Annotated in this window: 25 protein-coding genes and 1 tRNA gene; 17 read left to right on the top strand and 9 right to left on the bottom strand. The window is 66.8% G+C overall.

Annotation, left to right across the window (positions count from 1 at the left end; all coding sequences use genetic code 11):
* Positions 1-14: 14 nt before the first annotated feature.
* Positions 15-1313, bottom strand: a complete 1299-nt coding sequence (murA, locus tag XM50_RS11420; RefSeq protein WP_046409535.1) for a UDP-N-acetylglucosamine 1-carboxyvinyltransferase — start codon at positions 1311-1313, stop codon at positions 15-17.
* A 127-nt stretch (positions 1314-1440) separates the two neighbouring features.
* Here murA and XM50_RS11415 point away from each other — a divergent pair, with 127 nt between their 5' ends.
* Positions 1441-2175 (top strand): Crp/Fnr family transcriptional regulator, encoded by a 735-nt coding sequence (locus XM50_RS11415; protein WP_046409533.1) that lies wholly within the window; start codon positions 1441-1443, stop codon positions 2173-2175.
* Positions 2176-2193: 18 nt separating this feature from the next.
* Here XM50_RS11415 and dprA read toward each other — a convergent pair whose 3' ends face one another.
* Positions 2194-3288 (bottom strand): DNA-processing protein DprA, encoded by a 1095-nt coding sequence (dprA, locus tag XM50_RS11410; RefSeq protein WP_046409531.1) that lies wholly within the window; start codon positions 3286-3288, stop codon positions 2194-2196.
* Complete coding sequence (plsY, locus tag XM50_RS11405; RefSeq protein ID WP_082103004.1) at positions 3281-3892, bottom strand: glycerol-3-phosphate 1-O-acyltransferase PlsY; 612 nt, start codon at positions 3890-3892, stop codon at positions 3281-3283. Before plsY ends, dprA begins: the two co-directional genes overlap by 8 nt.
* 142 nt (positions 3893-4034) lie before the next feature.
* On the opposite strand from plsY, the gene murI reads away from it, so the two are divergent.
* The 8 genes from murI to XM50_RS11370 all read left to right on the top strand — a co-directional run bounded on the left by murI (position 4035) and on the right by XM50_RS11370 (position 9440).
* Positions 4035-4823 (top strand): glutamate racemase, encoded by a 789-nt coding sequence (gene murI / locus XM50_RS11400; RefSeq protein ID WP_046409529.1) that lies wholly within the window; start codon positions 4035-4037, stop codon positions 4821-4823.
* 116 nt (positions 4824-4939) lie between these two features.
* A complete protein-coding gene (gene hemA, locus XM50_RS11395; protein WP_046409528.1) occupies positions 4940-6184 on the top strand; it encodes a 5-aminolevulinate synthase in 1245 nt (414 codons plus the stop codon).
* Positions 6185-6342: 158 nt separating this feature from the next.
* Complete coding sequence (locus XM50_RS11390) at positions 6343-7212, top strand: 3-hydroxybutyryl-CoA dehydrogenase (protein ID WP_046409526.1); 870 nt, start codon at positions 6343-6345, stop codon at positions 7210-7212.
* A 183-nt stretch (positions 7213-7395) separates the two neighbouring features.
* Positions 7396-7641 carry a translation initiation factor IF-1 gene (gene infA / locus XM50_RS11385; protein ID WP_026325702.1) on the top strand — a complete coding sequence of 82 codons (246 nt, stop codon included), beginning with the start codon at positions 7396-7398 and terminating at the stop codon, positions 7639-7641.
* A 31-nt stretch (positions 7642-7672) separates the two neighbouring features.
* Positions 7673-8248, top strand: a complete 576-nt coding sequence (locus XM50_RS11380; protein WP_046409522.1) for a Maf family protein — start codon at positions 7673-7675, stop codon at positions 8246-8248.
* Positions 8241-9167: a hypothetical protein gene (locus XM50_RS11375; protein WP_046409521.1), complete on the top strand. Its 927-nt coding sequence runs from the start codon at positions 8241-8243 to the stop codon at positions 9165-9167. Before XM50_RS11380 ends, XM50_RS11375 begins: the two co-directional genes overlap by 8 nt.
* The gene (locus XM50_RS19715) at positions 9164-9334 is read left to right on the top strand and encodes a DNA gyrase inhibitor YacG (protein WP_082103002.1); all 171 of its coding nucleotides are present in this window, start codon (positions 9164-9166) and stop codon (positions 9332-9334) included. The genes XM50_RS11375 and XM50_RS19715 overlap by 4 nt, the downstream gene beginning before the upstream one ends.
* 30 nt (positions 9335-9364) lie before the next feature.
* Positions 9365-9440, top strand: a tRNA-Phe gene (locus XM50_RS11370).
* Between the two features lie 372 nt (positions 9441-9812).
* Here the strand turns inward: XM50_RS11370 and XM50_RS21155 are convergent.
* The 5 genes from XM50_RS21155 to coxB all read right to left on the bottom strand — a co-directional run bounded on the left by XM50_RS21155 (position 9813) and on the right by coxB (position 14263).
* Positions 9813-10145, bottom strand: coding sequence for a 4'-phosphopantetheinyl transferase family protein (locus tag XM50_RS21155; protein WP_197075515.1), 333 nt, complete (start codon positions 10143-10145; stop codon positions 9813-9815).
* Positions 10061-10333: a tyrosine-type recombinase/integrase gene (locus XM50_RS20535; protein ID WP_046409518.1), complete on the bottom strand. Its 273-nt coding sequence runs from the start codon at positions 10331-10333 to the stop codon at positions 10061-10063. The genes XM50_RS21155 and XM50_RS20535 overlap by 85 nt, the downstream gene beginning before the upstream one ends.
* A gap of 35 nt (positions 10334-10368) precedes the next feature.
* A complete protein-coding gene (locus XM50_RS20110) occupies positions 10369-10755 on the bottom strand; it encodes a hypothetical protein (protein ID WP_156167241.1) in 387 nt (128 codons plus the stop codon).
* Positions 10756-11418: 663 nt separating this feature from the next.
* Positions 11419-13098 (bottom strand): cytochrome c oxidase subunit I, encoded by a 1680-nt coding sequence (gene ctaD, locus XM50_RS11355; RefSeq protein WP_046409516.1) that lies wholly within the window; start codon positions 13096-13098, stop codon positions 11419-11421.
* Positions 13099-13102: 4 nt separating this feature from the next.
* Positions 13103-14263: a cytochrome c oxidase subunit II gene (gene coxB, locus XM50_RS11350; RefSeq protein WP_046409514.1), complete on the bottom strand. Its 1161-nt coding sequence runs from the start codon at positions 14261-14263 to the stop codon at positions 13103-13105.
* 194 nt (positions 14264-14457) lie between these two features.
* Here coxB and pyrE point away from each other — a divergent pair, with 194 nt between their 5' ends.
* Genes pyrE through maiA form a run of 6 tightly spaced genes read left to right on the top strand, consistent with a single transcriptional unit; the run spans position 14458 to position 18810 of the window.
* On the top strand, positions 14458-15042 hold the full coding sequence (gene pyrE, locus XM50_RS11345) for an orotate phosphoribosyltransferase (RefSeq protein WP_046409512.1): 585 nt from the start codon (positions 14458-14460) through the stop codon (positions 15040-15042).
* A complete protein-coding gene (locus XM50_RS11340; protein WP_046409510.1) occupies positions 15039-15767 on the top strand; it encodes a pyridoxine 5'-phosphate synthase in 729 nt (242 codons plus the stop codon). The genes pyrE and XM50_RS11340 overlap by 4 nt, the downstream gene beginning before the upstream one ends.
* Positions 15764-16168 (top strand): holo-ACP synthase, encoded by a 405-nt coding sequence (acpS, locus tag XM50_RS11335; protein ID WP_046409508.1) that lies wholly within the window; start codon positions 15764-15766, stop codon positions 16166-16168. The genes XM50_RS11340 and acpS overlap by 4 nt, the downstream gene beginning before the upstream one ends.
* Positions 16169-16199: 31 nt before the next feature.
* Entirely contained in the window at positions 16200-17117 is a 918-nt protein-coding gene (gene lepB / locus XM50_RS11330) for a signal peptidase I (RefSeq protein ID WP_046409669.1), read from the top strand.
* The gene (locus tag XM50_RS11325) at positions 17114-18184 is read left to right on the top strand and encodes an AI-2E family transporter (protein WP_046409506.1); all 1071 of its coding nucleotides are present in this window, start codon (positions 17114-17116) and stop codon (positions 18182-18184) included. The genes lepB and XM50_RS11325 overlap by 4 nt, the downstream gene beginning before the upstream one ends.
* Positions 18181-18810, top strand: a complete 630-nt coding sequence (maiA, locus tag XM50_RS11320; RefSeq protein WP_046409504.1) for a maleylacetoacetate isomerase — start codon at positions 18181-18183, stop codon at positions 18808-18810. Before XM50_RS11325 ends, maiA begins: the two co-directional genes overlap by 4 nt.
* On the opposite strand, the gene XM50_RS11315 is transcribed toward maiA, so the two are convergent.
* The gene (locus XM50_RS11315) at positions 18797-19849 is read right to left on the bottom strand and encodes a glycosyltransferase (RefSeq protein WP_046409502.1); all 1053 of its coding nucleotides are present in this window, start codon (positions 19847-19849) and stop codon (positions 18797-18799) included. The genes maiA and XM50_RS11315 overlap by 14 nt on opposite strands.
* A 120-nt stretch (positions 19850-19969) precedes the next feature.
* Between XM50_RS11315 and XM50_RS11310 the strand changes: the two genes are divergently transcribed.
* Both XM50_RS11310 and XM50_RS11305 read left to right on the top strand, forming a co-directional pair.
* A complete protein-coding gene (locus XM50_RS11310) occupies positions 19970-20917 on the top strand; it encodes a hypothetical protein (RefSeq protein WP_046409500.1) in 948 nt (315 codons plus the stop codon).
* Positions 20905-21429, top strand: a complete 525-nt coding sequence (locus XM50_RS11305) for a DUF2141 domain-containing protein (RefSeq protein ID WP_046409497.1) — start codon at positions 20905-20907, stop codon at positions 21427-21429. The genes XM50_RS11310 and XM50_RS11305 overlap by 13 nt, the downstream gene beginning before the upstream one ends.

The following is a 21429-nucleotide window of genomic DNA, read 5'->3' as shown; positions in this document are numbered from 1 at the left end:
CATCAGCTCCCGTCTCAGCCGTCGCTGACGCGCTCGATATCCGCACCCACCGCCGACAGCTTTTCCTCCAGCCGCTCATAGCCGCGGTCGAGGTGATAGACGCGGTTGACCGAGGTCTCACCCTCGGCGGCGAGGCCAGCGAGGATCAGGCTCATCGATGCGCGAAGGTCGGTCGCCATTACCGGCGCGCCGACCAGCCGCTCGACGCCGCGCACCACGGCAGTCCGCCCGCTGACGGTGATGTCCGCGCCCATCCGCGCCAGTTCGGGCACGTGCATGTAGCGGTTCTCGAAGATCGTCTCGGTCAGCACGCTGGCACCGTCCGCCTTGCACAGCATCGCCATGAACTGCGCCTGCATATCGGTGGCGAAGCCCGGGAAGGGCGCGGTGGTCAGCGTCAGCGGCTGCAGCGGCCCCTGTGCCGTCACGCACACGGCATTTTTCTTCAGCTCGATCAGCACGCCCGCATCGGCGAGCGCAGACAGCGTCGCGCCCATGCTTTCGGCATCGACGTTCAGCAGTTCCAGGCTGCCGCCGGTGATCGCGGCCGCACAGGCATAGCTGCCCGCCTCGATCCGGTCCGGCATCACGGCATAGGTCGCGCCGTGCAGGCGATCGACGCCCTCGATCTCCAGCGTCTCGGTGCCGATGCCCTCGATCTGCGCGCCCATCGCGACGAGGCAGCGGCACAGGTCGACGATCTCCGGCTCGCGCGCGGCATTCTCGATCCGCGAACTGCCCTTCGCCGTCACGGCCGCCATCACGACATTCTCGGTCGCACCGACCGACACCACTGGGAAGCGATAGCGCCCGCCGCTTAGCCGGGCGCTGCCGGACGCCGTCTTGGGCGCGCGGGCGGTGACATAGCCGGCGCTCATCTCCAGCTCCGCGCCGATCGCCTCCAGCGCCTTCAGGTGAAGGTCGATCGGGCGATTGCCGATCGCGCAGCCGCCCGGCAGCGACACGCGCGCTTCGCCCGCCCGCGCCAGGATCGGCCCAAGCACCAGGATCGACGCACGCATTTTTCGCACGATGTCATAGGGCGCCTCGGTAGAGGTCAGCTGCCCCGCGCGGATGGTCATGACGCGGCCGAATTCTTCGGGCCGGGTCCCCTCGATCGCGGTGGAGGCGCCAAGCTGATTGAGCAAGTGGCCGAAGCCATCGACATCGGCCAGCCGCGGCAGATTTCGTAGCGTCAGCGGCTGATCGGTCAGCAGCGCACAGGGCATGAGGGTGAGCGCTGCATTCTTCGCGCCGGAGATCGGCAGCTTGCCCGACAGGCGATTGCCACCGCGAATAAGGATACGGTCCATCGGCACGCATCTACCGAACGCAGGCGCGCTCGCCAAGCGACGGCCGCGTAACGATGTTGATCGACTTTAATGCAGCACCGGCCCCGAGGCGACTAGCGTTCTTTGTTCCCAAGGGGGCCCTCCACGCGTGCCAAGTAGCTGTTTTGCCGAACGTCTCGGTGACTTTGTCCCATTATCCACTGGCGAACGCTCAGCGCTTCTGCGTCTGGAGGAGCGTGAGCGCACGCTTCGCCGCGGCGCGACGCTGGTGCGGGAGAATGACCCGGCCGGGGAGCTGTTCATCCTGCGCAGCGGCATGATGATGAGCTATGTCATCTTGCCCGATGGCAGTCGTCAGATCCTGCGCTTCATTTTTCCCGGCGACGTCATCGCACTGCCTGCATTGGTATTCTCACGCGTGCCGGAGACGGTGGGCGCGCTGGCGGACAGCGTGGTGTGCCCATTCGACCGGCCGTTGATGACTCAGCTTGCACTCGAACAGCCGCGGCTGTTCGCGGTCATCGTCGCCTTCGATCAGGCGGAACGGGCGATGCTGACCGATCGGATCGCCGCGCTCGGCCGCACGTCGGCCAAGGCGCGCGTTGCCTCGGTGCTGCTCGACGTACGCAATCGCCTGAGGCGGCTCGATCCTACGATCGACAACAGCTTCATCCTGGGGCTGACGCAGGAAGAGATTGGCGATGCGACCGGGCTGACTGCGGTGCACGTCAACCGCATGCTGCGCCAGTTGGAGGACGAGGCGTTGATCCGGCGCGATTCGGGCCGGGTGACGCTTCTCGATGAAGGACGGCTGGGGCGGTCGGCCAATTACACCGACCGGCTGGCGGGGCTCGATCTGTCGTGGCTGCCGCCCGCGGCCTGATCGACGCGGGCGCGCCGGTCACATCGTCAGGCTGATCTGCCCGCCGGCATGACGATCGAGCCGGCCGGCGATCTCCAGTTCCAGAAGCACCATCTGCACGACCGCGGCCGGCACGCCGGATTGGCGGATCACCTCGTCCACCGGGGTCGGCACCGGGCCGAGCAGCGCGACGACGGCGCGGCGCGCCTGATCATCGGCGTCGGCGGGTGGCTGCGCCTCGAACGGTACGGATGGCGCGCGGACGACGCGGGGATCGAACGGCCGGATCTGCTCCAGCACGTCGTGCGCGTTCTGGACCAGCGTGGCCCCGTCGCGAATCAGCAGATTGCACCCTTGCGCCCGTGGATCGAGGGGGCTGCCCGGCACCGCCATCACGTCGCGCCCCGCCTCGCCCGCCAGCCGCGCGGTGATCAGCGAGCCCGATTTGGGCGCCGCCTCCACCACCAACGTGCCCTGCGCCCAGCCGGCGATGATCCGGTTGCGGTGGGGAAAGTGGCGCGCGCGCGGCTCGGTACCGACCGGCATTTCGGCGACGAGCAGCGCTTCCGCCGCGATCCGTTCCTGCAGCGCGGCGTTTTCGGGCGGGTAGGCGACGTCGATCCCGCCCGCGATGACCGCGACCGTGGCAGGGCCGGCGCCGACATGGGCGGCGGTGTCGATCCCGCGCGCCAGTCCTGACACGACCACCGTGCCCTCCGCGGCCAGATCATGCGCCAGACCGCGTGCGAAGCGACATGCCGCGGCCGAGGCGTTGCGGGCACCGACAATCGCGACGCTGTTGGCGGCAGGGTCAGGGAAATGCCCGCGAACCGTCAGCACCGCAGGCGCATCAGCCAAGGTGGCAAGCAGCGCCGGATAGTCGGGATCGTCATGGAACACGTGCCGCGCGCCGAGCCGCGCCACCGTCTCCATCTCGCGAGCGATCACGCGCGGATCGGCCGCGGTTCGCACCCGCCCACCGCCGCGGCGGGATAGCTCAGGCAGCGCCTCGATGGCGGCGCGCGCGGTGCCGAAGCGGCGCAGCAGCTGGCGGTAGGTGACCGGCCCGACGCCCGGCGTCCGGATCAGCCGAAGTCGGTCGGCACCATCGTCGCGCGGATCGGCGTCAGCCACCCTTGCGGCCGACCCGCGGCTCCGCCCCGTCGAGCAATCGCCCGATATTGTCACGATGCTTCCAGATCACGATCAGCGCGAGCGCGAGCAGCAGGGGGACCAGATCGAACCGGTCGAACACGGCGGCCGCCACCGGCGCGCTGGCCGCAGCGGCCATCCCCGCCACCGAGGAAATGCGCAGCGTCGCCAGCAAACCCAGCCAGACGATCGCATAGACCAAGGCCAGCGGCGGATGCAGCGCCAGCACGATGCCCATCAACGTCGCGACGCCCTTGCCGCCGCGAAAACGCAGCCACACGGGATAGCAATGGCCGACGAAAGCACCGGCCGCGGCGAGTTGTTCGTAGCCCGGTAGCAGCGCTGCGACGATCACCACCGCCGCCCAGCCTTTGGCAAGGTCGAGCAGCAGCGTGGCGGCGGCCAGCCCCTTGCGGCCGGTGCGCAGCACATTGGTCGCGCCGATATTGCCGGAGCCGATCTGCCTCAGGTCCCCAGCGCCGCTCGCCCGGGTGAGCAGAACGCCGAAGGGAATGGATCCCAGCAGATAGCCAATCACCAGCGCGAGAAGCGGTGGTCCCCAGATGATCTCGGTCGGCAGAGACATTTCCTCCGTTGCTCGTGACGTTAGCCGAACGAAACGGCTGTTACTACTAACATGCATTAATGCCGCCCTTTGGCGAGCATCGCGACAGGGCCGGCCGCGACTCGCGCTTTTCCCCCGCGCGTCGGATCCGTAAGAGGCGGGGATGAGCGATCCGCGCCCGATCCTGTTCTTCGATTCGGGTGTCGGCGGCCTGTCGATCGTCGCCCCCGCCCGCCGCGAACTGCCCGTCGCGCGCCTGATCTACGCCGCCGATTCGGCCGGTTTTCCCTATGGGGTGAAGCAGGAAGCCGAGATTGCCGGCCGCGTTCCGGCGCTGCTCGGCCGCCTTGCGGAGCGATATCGGCCTCGCTTGATCGTGATCGCGTGCAACACCGCCTCGACGATTGCGCTGGGCGCCGTGCGCACCGCGCTCGACGTGCCGATCGTCGGCACCGTGCCCGCGATCAAGCCGGCCGCGGCGATCAGCCGGACCCGCGTGATCGGCGTCCTTGGCACGGCGGCGACGGTGCGGCAGGCCTATGTCGACGACCTCGCCACCCGCTTCGCCAGCGACTGCCAGGTCATCCGCCACGGCTCGGCCGACCTGGTCACGCTGGCGGAGGCGAAGCTGCGCGGTGAGGCGGTGTCGCCCGACGCGGTGCGCGACGCGATCGCGCCGATGCTCGCCGCGCCCGGCGGCGACGCGATCGACACGATCGTGCTCGCCTGTACCCATTTCCCGCTGCTGAGCGAGGAACTGGCCGAGGCGGTCGGCCGGCCAGTCACCTTTGTCGATGGCGGCCCGGGCATTGGGCGGCGCATCGCCTATCTGACGCAGGGGCAGACGTTCGCCCGCGATCAGGCTGACCTCGCGGTCTTCACCGGCGATGTTGCGCCGGGGCTCGATCGGGCGCTGGCACGCTATGGTTTCGATCGCGTCGAGCGGCTCTGATTCCGCCACATGCCGGCGGGAACCGATGCCGCGGAGCCGAGTTAGCGACCCGGCCGATCACTGAAAAAGCCCGAATCCGCTGGAAACTGCGGGTTGGGGAGAGTAAGTGCGCCCGCATGTCCATCGACGCTCTTTCGGCCAAGCCGGTCGATTACACCCGCGCCTTTTCGCAGGCGATCGACCGTCTCCACGCCGAAGGCCGTTACCGCGTCTTCATCGATATCCTGCGCAACAAGGGCCATTATCCCAGCGCGCGGTGCTTCGCCGGCCACAATGGCCCGAAGCCGATCACCGTCTGGTGCTCCAACGATTATCTCGCGATGGGGCAGCACCCCAAGGTGATCGCGGCGATGGAAGAGGCGCTGCACGATGTCGGCGCGGGCTCCGGCGGCACGCGCAACATCGGTGGCAACACGCATTACCATGTCGACCTGGAGGCCGAGCTCGCCGACCTACACGGCAAGGAAGGCGCGCTGCTGTTCACGTCGGGCTATGTTTCCAACGAAGCGACGCTGGCGACGCTGGCCAAAGTGCTGCCGGGTTGCATCATCTATTCCGACGAACTGAATCACGCCTCGATGATCGCCGGCATCCGCAACGCGGGCTGCGAGAAGCGCGTGTTCCGCCACAATGACCTGGCGCATCTCGAGGAACTGCTCGCCGCCGACGATCCCGCGACGCCCAAGCTGATCGCGTTCGAGAGCGTCTATTCGATGGAGGGCGATGTCGCCCCGATCGCGGCGATCTGTGACCTCGCCGACAAGTATAATGCGCTCACCTATCTCGACGAAGTCCATGCCGTGGGCATGTACGGCGCGCGCGGCGGCGGCATTTCGGAGCGTGACGAGGTCGCGCACCGGCTGACCATCATCGAGGGCACGCTGGGCAAGGCGTTCGGCGTGATGGGCGGCTATATCGCCGCGGACAAGACGATCATCGACGTCATCCGCAGCTATGCGCCCGGCTTCATCTTCACCACCTCGCTCTCGCCCGTGTTGGTCGCCGGCGTGCTGGCGAGCGTGCGCCACCTCAAGAGCTCCTCGGTCGAGCGCGAGGGCCAGCAGGCCGCCGCTGCACGATTGAAGGAAATGATGACCGAGGCCGGCCTGCCGGTGATGATCGGCGACACGCATATCGTGCCGGTGATGGTCGGCGATCCGGTGAAGGCGAAGAAGATCAGCGACGTACTGCTGGCCGAATACGGCATCTACGTTCAGCCGATCAATTACCCGACCGTGCCGCGCGGCACCGAGCGGCTGCGCTTCACGCCGGGGCCGGCGCACAGCGAAGCAATGATGCAGGAACTGACCGACGCCTTGGTCGAGATCTGGGACCGGCTGGACCTGCGCAAGGCCGCCTGAGCGACAATCAAGACGGGGAGCGGCACGCTCTCCTTTCCGCTTCCTGACCGGGCTGCGCCGCACGCCGAACCGCACCCGTCGTTGATTCCCGCTTCGACAAATCGTGTCACAAGCGGCTAGAGCGCTCCCCTCGTGAGTTCGAACAAGGGAAGACAATCATGCAGGCAGTCGGCGTCATCGGCGCAGGGCAGATGGGCGCGGGGATCGCGCAGGTTTCCGCCCAGGCCGGCTATCGCGTCCTCCTGACCGACGTCGACAAGGCGCGCGCCGAGGCCGGCAAGGCCGGCATCGCGCGGCAACTCGATCGTGCGGTCGAGAAGGGTAAGATCGAGCCGCAGGCGCGCGAACAGGCGCTGGCGCGGATCGAGCCGATTGAGGGCGTGCAGGGCATGTCGTCGTGCGGCCTCATCATCGAGGCGGCGACCGAGCGCGAGGAAGTGAAGCGCGCGATCTTCGCCGAGGTCGGCACCGTGCTCGGCCATCAGGCGATCCTCGCTTCAAACACCTCGTCGATCCCGATCACGCGGCTGGCGCAGGCCTCGCCCGATCCCGCGCGCTTCATCGGCGTGCATTTCTTCAATCCGGTGCCGGTCATGGGCCTGATCGAGGTGATCCGCGGCCTCGCCACCGCCGACGAGACGGTGAAGACCGTGGAGACGTTCGCCACCGCGCTGGGCAAGGCCGTGGTCCACGCCAATGATGCGCCGGGCTTCATCGTCAATCGAATCCTGATGCCGATGCTGAACGAGGCGTGCTTCGCGCTGGGCGAGGGCGTCGCCACGATCCGCGACATCGACCTTGCCTGCCAATTGGGCCTGAACCACCCGATGGGGCCGCTCACGCTGGCCGACTTCATCGGCCTCGACACCTGCCTGGAAATCACCCGCGTGCTGTTCGAGTCGACCGGCGATCCCAAGTTCCGCCCGGCCCCCCTGCTGGTGAAATATGTCGAGGCCGGCTGGTACGGGAAGAAGACCAGGCGCGGCTTCTACGACTATAGCGGCGACGCGCCCGTCCCGACGCGCTAGGCGCTGGCGTGCCGGTCGCCACCGACCGGCACCACCGCGGCAATTGCGCCACGGTGGTTGAAACATTCCCCGCCCAGTCACATTTTGGCTGCGTTGCCGCCTGCGCTTTCGCCGCGCGCCTTTTCTTTTGGCGTTGCTTCGGCTAAGCGCCCGCGCGCCCTTATCCGCAGAAAGATCGATTTTTTGGCGAAAGAAGAACTCCTCGAAATGCGCGGCCAGGTGGTCGAGCTCCTGCCCAACGCCATGTTCCGCGTCCGGCTGGAGAACGATCACGAGATCCTCGGCCATACGGCAGGCAAGATGCGCAAGAACCGCATCCGCGTGCTGGTCGGTGACGAAGTGCTCGTCGAGCTGACCCCTTATGATCTGACCAAGGGGCGCATCACCTACCGCTTCATGCCCGGCCGTGGCGGCCCCGGCCCGCAATAAGCGCGGCCTGTAACGTAACGGGGGTCGGCGCATGGCGGCCGATCTGATCCTTGCCTCCGCTTCGCCGCGGCGCCTCGCGCTGCTGGCGCAGATCGGCGTCGTGCCCGCGCGCGTGGTCGCGCCCGACGTCGATGAGACGCCGCTGAAGGCGGAACGCCCGCGCGACTATGTCCTGCGCGTCGCTGCCGCCAAGGCAGCCGCGGTGCCACGCCGCGACGGCGAGGTCGTGCTGGCCGCTGACACCAGCATCGCAGTCGGACCCCGCATCCTTGGCAAGCCCGCCGACGAGGACGATCTCGCGCGGATGCTGCGGCTCCTGTCGGGCCGGCGTCACCATTGCCTGTCCGCCGTGATCGTCGTCGACTGCGAGGGCACGATGCGCACGCGGCTCTCCGACACGATGGTCGCGTTCAAGCCGCTGACGGAGGCGGAGATCCGCAGCTATGTCGCGAGCGGAGAGGGGCTGGGCAAGGCAGGCGGCTATGCCATCCAGGGCCGCGCGGAGGCCTATGTACGCCGGATCGACGGCTCCTATTCCGGCGTCGTCGGCCTGCCGCTGTTCGAAACGCGCACGCTGCTGGCCACGGCCGGCGTGATCCTTGGCTGAGTGGCTGTACGAAGCGGGGATCGGCGAGCAGCGCGCCGCCCTGATCGACGATGACGGCCATATTCTCCGCGCCCGCATCGCGTGCGACGATGCCGGCCCGCAACCCGGGCTGATCGCGCCCGCCCGCCTCATCGAACGCGACCTTGCCCGGCTCGACTCCGGCGAGGACATAGCGCTGGTCCGCCCCGCCGCTGGGGCGACGCTGGGTGCGGCGGTTCGGGTCGAGGTGACGCGCGGCGCCATCCCCGAGCCCGGCCGCCCCAAGCCGCCGCGGGGCCGGATCACCGATGCGGCCCCCTGCCCCGCCCCGACGCTGCTGGAGCGGCTACGCGACGCACCGGTCCGCACGTTGCGGGCGCACGAACCGGACGCGCTGGAGGCTGCGGGATGGTCCGAGGTGCTGGAGGAAGCGGTGACGGGCGACATCCCCTTCCCGGGCGGCATGCTGCGCTTCTGGCCGACGCCGGCAATGGCGCTGTTCGACGTCGATGGCGATCCGCCGCTCGACGCGCTGGCGGTGTGCGCCGCGGCCGCGGTTGCCGCCGCGATCGAGCGGCTCGACATCGGTGGATCGATCGGGATCGACTTTCCGACGCTGGCGGGGCGCGAGGCGCGGCAGGCGGTGGCCGCGGCGATCGACTCGCGGCTAACGCAGCCGTTCGAGCGTACCGCCGTCAACGGCTTCGGCTTCCTGCAGATCGTGCGCGGCCGGTCGCGCCCCTCGCTGCCCGAAGTGCTTCGCGCAGACCCCGTCGGTGCCGCGGCACGGGCAGCGCTGCGCCAGATCGAGCGCACGCCAGCGTCCTCCCCTAACCGCTTCCGCCTGCCGCCGGCAGTACGCGCGCGAATCCTTGCCCGCCCCGACTGGCTCGCCGCCCTGCTGCAACGCACCGGGCGCGTTCCCATATTCGACGAATGACCGACACCTGCCCCCTGTGCGCGCAGCCCAGCGACGCCGCCAATGCCCCGTTCTGCTCCCGCCGATGCAAGGATCGCGACCTGCTGCAATGGCTGGGTGAAGGATATCGCATTCCCGGGCGACAGATTGACCCGGATGGGCTGGACAGCGGCGCTTCAGCCGATTAGGGGGACCGCTCCCCGACGTTCTGTCGGTGTGCCCAGGTAGCTCAGTTGGTAGAGCATGCGACTGAAAATCGCAGTGTCGGCGGTTCGATCCCGTCCCTGGGCACCATCTTCTTCCTGACATGATCGCCTTCTTCAAAGCTGCACCTAAGCTCGCCTATGGTGCAGCTTCTGGCCATCTAGGGCGCACCAAGGCCAGAATCTCGCGGCGGGTTCCAAGCGATCGCGTCGATGCCTACCCATCGAGTTATGATTGACACATCCTTTCGGCGCGCCCCGCAGCACGATGTGTCGCATCAAGGCACTGGGGAAGAGAACGACTTTGCAACGACGTTCCACGCTGCAGCGTCGCAGCGAACCCTGATGGGGATCGTCCGCTTTCTTCTGCAAGTTGGCGGATCCGGACTGTCGGCCAGCGACATTGCGCCAAAACTACAGCGCGATCCAGCTGAAGCTTCGGTTCCTCAGGCAAGGTGCGCCGTCAGAGCTCGCGAGTGCAGCAGAACGTGGTGGCGACAAGCTCAAGCGTCGAGGCTTGCCGCCCGGCGTACGGAAGGCTGCCCGGCTCGGTTAGGTCCCAAACCCAAAGCCGCTCGCCTTCCACGACGACATGAACGTCCCTGAAGTCGAGCCAGCGGCGGCGCCAACTGAACTGCGCCTTGTAGAAACTCTCTTTCGCACTGAAGAGGATTGTTGCGCGCTCTTGCCGAGCAGTTGGAGGCGCCTCCATCAGCCACTGGCGCTCCTCTGTATCGAAAAGATAGGCCCACAGGTTCTCTGTGACGCGGCCGACCCGCTCCAGATCGATCCCCAAGCCCCGGTAGAGGTGCGGATGCTCACCTGGATGTAGATCTGGGTCGTCGACAGCTCGGCATGGCCGAACATCGCCTGGATGTAGCGGATGTCGGCGCCGCCTTCGAGCATCAGCGTCGCGCAGGTGTGGCGGAACAGGTGGCGGGCGCCCTTCTTGCCGGTGCCGGCCGCGTGGAGCGCACTGACCAACCTTCTTCCAATCTACATCCTTGTCCTTTTGCGGCCTATATCTTCTCAGCGCGCCGTGCCGCCTCACCGGTGTATGTTGCAGCACGCCATAGCACGGCAGCGATGACGATGAGCATTCCTATAAAGCCAGCGTATAGAGTGAAATCAGGAAATGTGTCACCGAAAGCATCGCTGGCCGGAAATACCGCGGCGCAAAGAGCAAATGAGAAGATATAAGGCAAAAGTCCTCTTAAAACCTTAATGCGCAACATCTTCAACAAAATGCACGCCAGTCCCAATAGCCCAACACCAGATAAGTATGAATACGCCTCACTATCGATAAACGTCTTCGAGAGAAAGACCAGGGCGGCAAGGGAAGCAAACCCACCAGCCACAGATATGTAGTTCTTTAATAGTGCAGAGCCGCGACTTTCGGTGGTCACTGGATTGCCTCGCAGTTTACAGGTGAGTCTGGATTTAACGCCATGCCGATAACAGCTCCGTACACTTCTCCGAACGACTTAGAGATAAAACTTCTTGTGCTTGAGCTTAAGAACGAACCAACGCCAGAATTGGACAACCTGCTGATGAGGTGCCCCCCGGCGGCGTTCAATACAACGCGGGCGGTCCCTTGGCCGTAGTTTCTCCCAGCAAAGTCCATCGCGAAGTTCCCGGTCGCTGATACAAGTCCCCCGGATCCAACGAACCCGAAACGTAGTGTGGCTCCACCCACAGCTCCGGGCAACCCGCCGATAGCACCTCCAACGGCGGCACCAGTACCTGCTATGCCTAAGCCTAGGTCGGTTGTAAAATCTCCTACTTCGGCGAGTAGTTTCCCCGCTCGGCAAATCCGAGTTCGAGCAACATTCTGCGGCGTAGGTGTAACCGGTGGTGGTGCTGCTCCACCTCCGCCTCCACCGCCACCGCCCTGACCACCCCCATTGAACCCGATATTTGGGACCTCAGTGCAGACGGTCCAACTTCCAGAAACAATGATGCTGCCAGTGCCGCCGCCAGCAGCGCGCGCCACCTGGCCATTCCCCCAAACGAAAACGCCCCGCGAGTTTCCTCGCGGGGCGCTTCGTTGGTGCCGTGACGGCTGGTGATCAATGGTGCTTGCTGTCCTCGATCACCGGCAGCGTCTCGAACTGGTGGTACGGCGGCGGCGAGGACAGCGTCCACTCCAGCGTCGTCGCACCTTCACCCCAGGGGTTGTCGGGCGCCTTCTTGCCGGCCGCCAGCGACCAGATCAGGTTGATGAAGAAGATCACCATGCCCAGCGCCATGATCTCATAGCCGTGGGTCGCGATCTGGTTCCAATAGGCATAGGCGTCCGGATAGTCCGGGTAGCGCCGCGGCATGCCCTGCAGGCCCAGGAAGTGCATCGGGAAGAACAGGATGTTCACACCGACGAAGAACACCCAGAAGTGCAGCTGGCCGAGGAACTCGTTGTACATCTTCCCCGACATCTTGGGGAACCAGTAGTAGAAGCCCGCAAACAGCGCGAACACCGCGCCCAGCGACAGCACGTAGTGGAAGTGCGCCACCACGTAATAGGTGTCGTGCATGTAATCGTCGACGCCGCCGTTGGCGAGCACGACGCCCGTCACGCCGCCCACGGTGAACATGAAGATGAAGCCGATCGCCCAGACCATCGGGGTCTTGAAGGTGAGCGAGCCGCCCCACATCGTCGCGATCCACGAGAAGATCTTGATGCCGGTCGGCACCGCGATCACCATCGTCGCCGCGGTGAAGTACATCTTCGTGTTCACGCTGAGGCCGGTGGCGAACATGTGGTGCGCCCACACGACGAACCCAACGACGCCGATCGCGACCATCGCATAGGCCATGCCGAGGTAGCCGAAGATCGGCTTGCGGCTGAACGTCGCGATGATGTGGCTGATGATGCCGAAGCCCGGCAGGATCATGATGTACACTTCGGGGTGACCGAAGAACCAGAACAGGTGCTGATAGAGCACCGGATCGCCGCCGCCGGCGGGATCGAAGAAGGTCGTGCCGAAGTTACGGTCGGTCAGCAGCATCGTGATCGCCGCGGCGAGAACCGGCAGCGACAGGAGCAGCAGGAACGCGGTGACCAGCACCGACCAGGCGAACAGCGGCATCTTGTGCAGCGTCATGCCCGGCGCGCGCATGTTGAAGATGGTGGTGATGAAGTTGATCGCACCCAGGATCGACGAGGCGCCCGACAGGTGCAGCGACAGGATCGCCATGTCGACCGACGGCCCCGGCTCACCATAAGTGGAAAGCGGCGCATAGACGGTCCAGCCGGTGCCCGCGCCCGCGCCGAAGAACGGCGAGGCAAGGAGCAGCATGAACGATGGGACCAGCAGCCAGAAGCTGATGTTGTTCATGCGCGGGAACGCCATGTCCGGCGCGCCGATCATGAGCGGGACGAACCAGTTGCCGAAGCCACCGATCATCGCCGGCATGACCATGAAGAACACCATGATCAGACCGTGGGCGGTGATCAGGACGTTCCACAGGTGAAGCGCGTCGTCGAACGTGCCAGGACCATGCAGCATGGCGAGCCATGTCGGCAGATACTGGATGCCCGGATCGCGCAGCTCGACGCGCATCAGGCCGGAAATCGCGCCGCCGATGATCCCCGCGAAGATCGCGAAGATCAGGTAGAGCGTGCCGATGTCCTTGTGGTTCGTCGACATGAACCAGCGCGCGAAGAACGACGGCTTGTGATCCGCGTCATGGTGGTGCGCGTGATCGTCATGCGCCTGGAAGGCGGATGGTTGAAGTGCGGTATCGGTCATGGTCTCAGCGTCCCGTGTCGCCGGTGCCGCCCGGATTGCCGGTGGCGCCCTGAGGCGAGGTGGCGGGTTCGGCCGTCGCGTTCTGCGTCGGGCCGGTCATCATGTCGGCGGTGTTCGCGTCAGCCGCGACGCTCGCCGAATTGTCGGCGCCCGGCTGCGGAATCTCGGCCGATGACGGCTGCGCCGCACCCGGCATCGAGCCACCCTTGGAACGGATCCACGCCGCGAACTGCGCCGGCGGGACGGCTTCGACCGCGATCGGCATGTACGCGTGGCGCGCGCCGCACAGTTCGGAGCACTGGCCGAAATAGACACCCGGCTTCTCGATGGTGAAGCTGGTTTCGTTGAGGCGGCCCGGCACGGCGTCCAGCTTGATCCAGAAGGCCGGGATCGCCCAGCTGTGGATCACGTCATTGGCCGTGGTGATGAGGCGGATCGGCACGCCGACCGGCAGGACGACGCGGTTGTCGGTGGCAAGCAGGCGGGGGCCGTCAGCGTCGGTGCGGAAGCGCTCGCCAGCGGCGACCTCGTCCTTTTCCTTCAGCATGTTGGCGGTGATTTCGACGCCGCCATGATCCGGATACTGATAGCTCCAATACCATTGGTTGCCGATCGCCTTCAGCGTCACCGCGCCCGCCGGGGCAGGCTTGTACTGGGCGGAGAGCAGACCGATCGAGGGCACCGCGATGGCCACCAGGATCAGCACCGGCGCCAGCGTCCACACGACTTCGATGATGGTGTTGTGGCTGGTCTTGGACGGGATCGGGTTGGCGGCCTGGCGGTAGCGGATCACCACCCACACCAGCAGCACCAGCACCAGCAGACAGATGATGACGATCAGCGGCAGCAGGATGTTGTTGTGGAAACCCATCGCGCGCTGACCGTTCTTGGTCACCTGCGGCTGGATCGACATCAGGCGATCGGTCGGCTGGCCGATGATCGGTTCCGCCGACAATACCGGTGCGCCGTCGGCGGCAACTTGCGGCGCGGTGGGTGCCTGGTCAGGCGCCCGCTCTGCCGTGTTGGCCGAATTGCCGATCGTGCCCACTGCTGCGGGCGCGCTTGCGGCATTGCCCTCCGTTGCGGCCGGTTGGGCAGCCGCAGGCGCAAGGCCTGCCAGCGCGAGCCCAGCGGCCAGCATCCATCCCTTGAACGCGCTTCTCATCCGTGCGGTAACCTTACCTCTCCGGTGTGCGGCCAGCGCACCCCCTGCGCAGACCCTTAGACTCTGCCGCCTATACGGAGGGGTTTCGCGCGCCTCAAGCGCGCATGTGCCATTATTTGCCCACAGGGCGTTTCGCTTTGTTGCGCGGCGCCCGGCGCGACCTTATTCATCGGGACATTACGAAAGGGCGTAGAGTGACCGACGACGATGTGCTGGCCGAATTTCGCGCGGCGGACGCGCTTCTAGAGGGGCATTTCATCCTGTCATCGGGCTTGCGGTCGTCCCGCTACCTGCAATGTGCCCGCGTCCTGATGGACCCGCGCCGCGGTGCGCGCCTGGCCGAGGCGCTGGCCGCGCGCCTGCCCGCCGACCTGCGCGAGCGGATCACGGCGGTCGTCTCCCCGGCGATGGGCGGGGTGATCGCGGGGCACGAGATGGCCCGCGCGCTGGGCGTCGAGGCGATGTTCGTCGAACGCCCGACCGGCACCTTTGAGCTGCGCCGTGGATTCCGCCTGCGCGAGGGGCAGGAAGTGCTGATGATGGAGGACGTCGTCACCACCGGGCTGTCCTCCCGCGAGGCGATCAAGGCGATCGAGGCGGCAGGGGGCCGGGTCATTGCCGGCGCCGCGCTGGTCGATCGTTCGAACGGCAGCGCCGACATCGGCGTCCCGTTCTTCCCGCTGATCAAGCTGGAGGTTCCGACCTACCAGCCGGATGAGGTTCCGCCCGAACTGGCAGCAATTCCGGCGATCAAGCCGGGGAGCCGGGCCGCCGCGTGAACCAGAAGCTGCGCCTGGGGGTCAACATCGATCACGTCGCCACCGTGCGCAATGCGCGCGGCGGTACGTACCCCGATCCGGTGCGCGCCGCGCTGCTGGCGGCGGACGCGGGCGCGGACGGGATCACCGCTCACCTGCGCGAGGACCGGCGCCACATCACCGATGACGACATCGCGCGGCTGACCGAGCAACTGACCATCCCATTGAACCTGGAAATGGCGGCGACCGAGGAAATGCTCGCCATCGCGCTGAAGCACCGGCCGCATGCGGTGTGCATCGTCCCCGAGAAGCGCGAGGAGCGGACGACCGAGGGCGGCATCGATGCCGCCGGGCTCCACGATCGCCTGCAGCCGATGGTGGCGGAACTCACCGCCGCTGGTTCGCGCGTGTCGCTGTTCATCGAGCCCGACGCGCGCCAGATCGACGCTGCGCTGCGCCTGGGTGCGCCCGTGGTGGAGCTTCACACCGGGCTTTATTGCGAGCTCGACGGGCCGGCCCGCGCCGAGGAGCTGCGCCGCCTGTCCGATGCCGCCGCGCTGGCCGCGAAGAACGGGATCGAGGTTCATGCCGGCCACGGCCTCACCTTCGACAATGTTGCGCCGGTCGCGGCGATCCCGCAGGTGGTTGAGCTCAACATCGGCCATTTCCTGATCGGCGAGGCGATCTTCATCGGCCTCGCGGACTCGATCCGCCGCATGCGCGCGGCGATGGACGTGGCGCGGTGATCATCGGGCTGGGATCCGACCTCTGCAACATCGAGCGGATCCGCAACTCGCTCGACCGCTTCGGCGAACGGTTCGAGAACCGCGTCTTCACCGATGTCGAGCGTGCCAAGGCGCGCCGCCGGCCATTCACCGTCGCGGGCACCTATGCCAAGCGATTTGCCGCCAAGGAGGCGTTCTCCAAGGCGGTCGGCACCGGTTTCAGCCGCGGCGTGTTCATGAAGGACATTGGCGTGGTCAACGCTCCATCGGGCGCGCCGACGCTGGCGCTGACCGGCGGCGCCAAGGCGCGGCTCGACGCGATGATTCCCCTCGGCCACCGCGCCGCCATCCACCTCACCCTGACCGACGATCATCCCTGGGCGCAGGCCTTTGTGATCATCGAGGCGATCCCGGACAAGTGATCCCCATCCTGTGAACGACCTGGCTGAAAAACTGCAGACGACCGAGCCGCCCGCCGATGACGCGCCGCGTCGCCACGCCAGCCGATTCGACTGGTGGGGCGAGGCCAAGGGGATGTTCTGGCTGATCATCGCGGTGCTCGGCTTCCACAGCCTGCTCGCCAAGCCGTTCTACATCCCCAGCGAATCGATGCTGCCGGGGCTGGAGGTGGGCGACCGCCTCGTCGTGTCCAAATATGCCTATGGCTGGTCGTTCGTGTCGCCGACGATCCCCAATCCGGCCGCGATCGTCGAGAACGTGGTGCTGCGGCGGCCGGTGGAAAGCTGGTCGGTGCAGCTCCCGGCGTGGCGCGGCCGCGTGTGGGGCAAGATGCCCGAGCGCGGCGACGTCGTCATCGTCACCCCGCCGGGCCAGACCAGCGACTATATCAAGCGCGTCATCGGCCTGCCGGGCGACACGCTGGAAGTGCGCGCGGGCACGGTGATCCTGAACGGCAAGCCGGTCGAGCGCGGCCCGATCCACTATCGCGACATGCCGGTGGACAAGAATGCGACCTGCGACCCCTGGCAATATCCCGGCGCGCGCATCACCCGCCCAGACGGCAAGATCGTCTGCCGCCTGCCGATCGTCACCGAGACGCTGCCCAACGGTCGCCGCTTCGACACGGTCGAGCTCGGCGCCAGCCCGGGTGACTATTATGGTCCGATCAAGATTCCGGCCGATCACGTCTTCCTGATGGGCGACAATCGCGACCGCTCGGCCGATAGCCGTTTTGCGCTGGGTGGCAGTGAAAAGGGCCTCGGGGGTCCGGTGCCGTGGGAGAATATCGGCGGTCGGGCCGAATTCATCACCTTCTCCGTCGATGGATCGGCAACCATTAACCCGCTGACATGGTTTGGATCGCTGCGCAGCGGCCGTGCCGGCACTTCGCTGCGACCGGAGGGCGAGTGAGCGAGGGGCAGGTCAGGCTGGTCGAAGGTGCCAGCCCGAATGAAGTGCGCAATCCCGAGACACGCCGGGAAATAAGACGAGCGGCAGTATGGCTGGGCATGGCATCGGCGATTGCGCTCGTCGTGCTGCTGGTGCAGCCGCTGCTCATCATCTTCGCCGGGCTGGTCTTTGCCTCGCTGCTGGACGGCGGGGTACGCCTGCTGGGCCGGGTTCTTCCCATCGGCCGGGCGTGGCGCCTGCTCATCGTCTGCCTGCTGACCGTGGTGTTCCTGGTCGGCACCTTTGTCCTCACCGGCGTGCAGGTGGCCGAGCAGGTGAACGAACTGCGCACCACGCTGGAGGCGCAGGCGATCAGGCTCACCAGCTTCCTCTCCGAACAGGGGCTGATGCCGGGCGCGTCCGATTTCAGCGGCCTCGCGCGCGAAGCGATGAGCTCCGTCGGGCGGCTGACCTCCTGGGTTGGCACCGCGGTGGGCGCGCTCACCACCTTGTTCATGATCGTCGTGATCGGCCTGTTCATCGCGATGGACCCGCGCGTGTACGAACGTGGGCTGCAGTGGATGATCCCGCAGGATCAGCGCGAGGAATTCGCCATCACCACCGAACGGATGGGCGACACGCTGCGCCGCCTGTTGTTCGGCCGCATCCTCGGCATGATCGCGGAGGGCGTGCTGACCTGGCTCGCGCTGATGCTGGGCGGCGTGCCGATGGCGATGATCCTCGGCATCCTGACCGGTATCCTCGCCTTCATCCCCAATATCGGCGCCTTCATCTCGGGCGCGCTGATGATCGCGGTGGGCTTTTCCGCCGGGGTCGACACCGGGCTGTGGGCGATCGGCACCTATGTGATCGTGCAGACGTTCGACGGCTATGTGCTGATCCCGATGGTGGCGAAGCGCACCGTCGACATGCCGCCGGCGCTGACGCTGGGCGCGCAGATCCTCGCCAGCGCGCTGTTCGGCATTCTCGGCCTTGCGCTTGCCGATCCGATGACCGCGATGATCAAGGCGGCGATGGAGCGTCGCAGCGAAACGGTGCGCGACGATGACGAGGCGCCAGAAGCATGAAGATCGTCCTGCACGATTACTGGCGCTCGTCCGCCGCCTATCGCGTGCGGATCTGCCTCAACCTGAAGGGCGTTCGGCACGACAGCGTGCCGGTGAACCTGGTGGCGGGGGAGCAGGCAGCGCCGGCGAACCGCGCGCTCAACCCGCAGGGGCTGGTCCCGACCCTGGTCGTCGATGGGCGGCCGCTGGTGCAGAGCCTCGCCATCGTCGACTGGCTGGACGCGAACTTCGACGATCCCCCGATGGTGTCGAAGGATCCGTTCGTGCGCGCCGGTCAGCTCGCCCGCGCGCTGGTGATCGCGGCGGATATCCACCCGATCGACAATCTGCGCGTGCTGAAGCGGCTGGAATCGCAATTCGGCGCCGATCAGCCGGCCAAGGATTCATGGTACCGCCACTGGGTGGCCGAGGGGCTGGCCGCGCTCGAGCAGATGGCCGGCGATGGCCCTTTCCTGGGCGGCGACAGCCCCGACATTTCCGACATCTGCCTGGTGCCGCAATTGTACAATGCACGCCGGTTCGAGATGGATCTGACGCCTTATCCCCGGCTGTGCGCCGCCGAGGCAGCCAATCTGGCGCTGCCCGCGGTGCAGGCTGCCGCCCCGGAGCGGGTCAAGCCGGCATGAGCGAATCGAACAGCGCGAGGTAGCGCGCCGCCGAATCGCTGCCCGGCGGCGTGACCGGCGCGGGGCGCGGCGCGGCTATCCAATGGTCGAGTGCCGCGACCAACGCTGCCGAATCCTCGCGCGGCACCACCGCACCCCAGGCCGGGTCGGCGATGATCTCCGCCACGGCGGGCGATGAATCGGTCGATACCACCGGCGCCCCCATCGACAGCGCTTCGCGCAGCACGCCCGGCGTGCCTTCAAAGTCGGAGGTCAGCGCGAGGAGCGCGGCGCCGGCCATGGCGGGCAGCGGATCGGCCGCATGGCCGGGGAGGATCAGGTCGACGCCGACCGCGCGCGCCTGCGCCATCAACGTGTCGCGTCCCTCCCCTTCGCCCAGGATGACGAGCGGCACGCGCTCACGCATCGCGGCGACCGCCGACACCAGCCGGTCCCACCGTTTCTGCGGCGCGAGTCGGCCGACGCCGAGCACATAGCGCGGCGGCAGATTGAGTTGGGGGGCACCCGCGATCGGCCGCGCCGGCGGGTTGGGGATGATCGGCACCGATGATGGCGTCAGCCGCATCGCCGCCGCCGTTTCCGCCGCACTCGCCGGGGTCATCGCCACCACCCGGTCAAGGAATCGTGGGTGCTGCCGCAGCCACAGCGCATGGGCGAGGCCGGTCACGGCGCCATGATCGGGCCGGGCGAGCGCATTGGAAACCTTGCCGACGATCGGCGGCGTCGCCCCGCCGAGCCGCCAGCGGGTCCAGGCCGCGACGCCGGTATAATGGCTGCCGGGGCAGAAGATCACGTCGGGGCGCGTCGCGCGCACATGGCGCGGCAGCGACAGCAAGGCGCGGTATGCGGGCGAATCGAGCAACAGGACATCGGCGCCTCCGGGAAGCTCGCGTGCCAGCGGCCCCTCCTTGCTTCCGATCACCAGCGTGACGCGTCGCCCCAGCGCAATCCACTCGCCAGCCAGCCGCAACAATGCCCGTTCCACCCCGCCGCCACGAAGCGTCTGGGCGTAGCTGAGGATGTGTTCGGCGCTGCTCATCTTGTATCCTGCTACCTCCCGCCCAGATTTCCGCCGAAAAGAAACCACATTCCCCCGGCATCTGCCCGAACCATTCCGCGGGGGCGTTATGCGGAATGCGTGCAAAGGAAGTTCAACGTTTTGACCGCGAAAGCCACCAGCGTGCCGGCGGGCGTGATCGACAGCGATCTGCCCGACATCGCCGCTCTGGAACCGACCCGGACGCTGAAGCGTCGCTGGCCCACCATCCTTGGCGGCGTGCTGAGCGTTGCCATGGTGGTGATGCTCGGTCGTGAGCTGCTGGATTCCGGGCTGGCCGGGCTCAGCCGCGCCACGCCCACCTCCCCCTGGTTCTACGTCGCCTTCCTTGCGCTCTACATGACGGCGCCGACCGGGGATTTCATCATCTTTCGCCGGCTGTGGCGGATTCCCGCCGCCGGCTTTGTCGCGCTCCACAAGAAGCGGATCGCGAACGACGTGGTGCTCGGCTATTCGGGTGAAGCCTATTTCTACGCCTGGGCGCGGGCACGCGCCCGGCTGGTGGCGGCGCCGTTCGGCGCGGTGAAGGACGTGTCGCTGCTGTCGGCCATTGCCGGCAACGCCGCGACGATCCTCTTGTGCGCGCTGGCGCTGCCGGTCGGCTATCAGCTGATGCCCGCGACCGTGCTGCACGCCATCGTCGGTTCCGCGATCATCACCCTGGGCATCAGCCTTGCCCTGCTGCTGTTTTCCAAGCGCGTCTTCTCGCTGCCGCGCCGCGACCTGTGGTTCATCTTCCTCGTCCATTGCGCGCGAATCGCGGTCAGCTCGCTGCTGCTGGCGTTGGCGTGGCATTTCGCGATGCCCGACGTTCCCCTGTGGATGTGGCTGTTCCTGTCGGCCGCGCGGCTGCTGGTGTCACGATTGCCGCTGGTGCCCAACAAGGACCTACTGTTCGCCAGCTTCGCGATCCTACTGATTGGCCAGGATCAGGCGCTCAGCGAGATGATCGCCTTCGTCTCGGCGCTGACGCTGGGCGTGCATGTGATTTTGATGGCGGCATTTGCGGCTGTCGCCGGATGGAAGGGACTGAAGCTATGGCGCGCATGATCCTCGCCGCGGCTGCGCTCGCCGCCGCCTCCATGCCGCTGGCGGCGCAGGCGCGCGTGCTCGGCAGCGACGCGGCCTCCTGTGTCCAGCGCGACGGGTCGGCGATCGAGGTCACGATCCAGGGACTGAAGGATCGCACCGGATCGCTGAAGCTGGAGCTGTACCCCGCGACGGAGGAGGATTTCCTCAAGGACGACCGCGATCTGATCAAGGAGGGCAAGTTCTTCCGCCGGGTACGCGTGCCGACACCGTCCGCCGACCCGATCACCCTGTGCATCAAGGCGCCCGCACCGGGCCGCTACGCGCTGTTCGTGACGCATGATCGCGACGGCAAGAACAAGTTCAACGTCTGGACCGACGGCGCCGGCGTGCCATCGAACGAGCGGCTCGGCCGATCAAAGCCCAAGCTGTCGCAGGCGATCGTCACCGTGCCGCGCGGCGTCGCGCGAGTCACCGTGCGCGCGCAATATCTGCGCGGCGTCATCCCCAGCTTCGGTCCGGTGGGGCGCTGA

The sequence above is a fragment of the Sphingomonas sp. Ag1 genome (assembly GCF_000980895.1).
In the GTDB taxonomy this organism is placed as follows: domain Bacteria; phylum Pseudomonadota; class Alphaproteobacteria; order Sphingomonadales; family Sphingomonadaceae; genus Sphingomonas; species Sphingomonas panaciterrae.
Note: the sequence above shows the minus strand (reverse complement) of the source record. Positions and strands in the feature narration are given on the sequence as shown.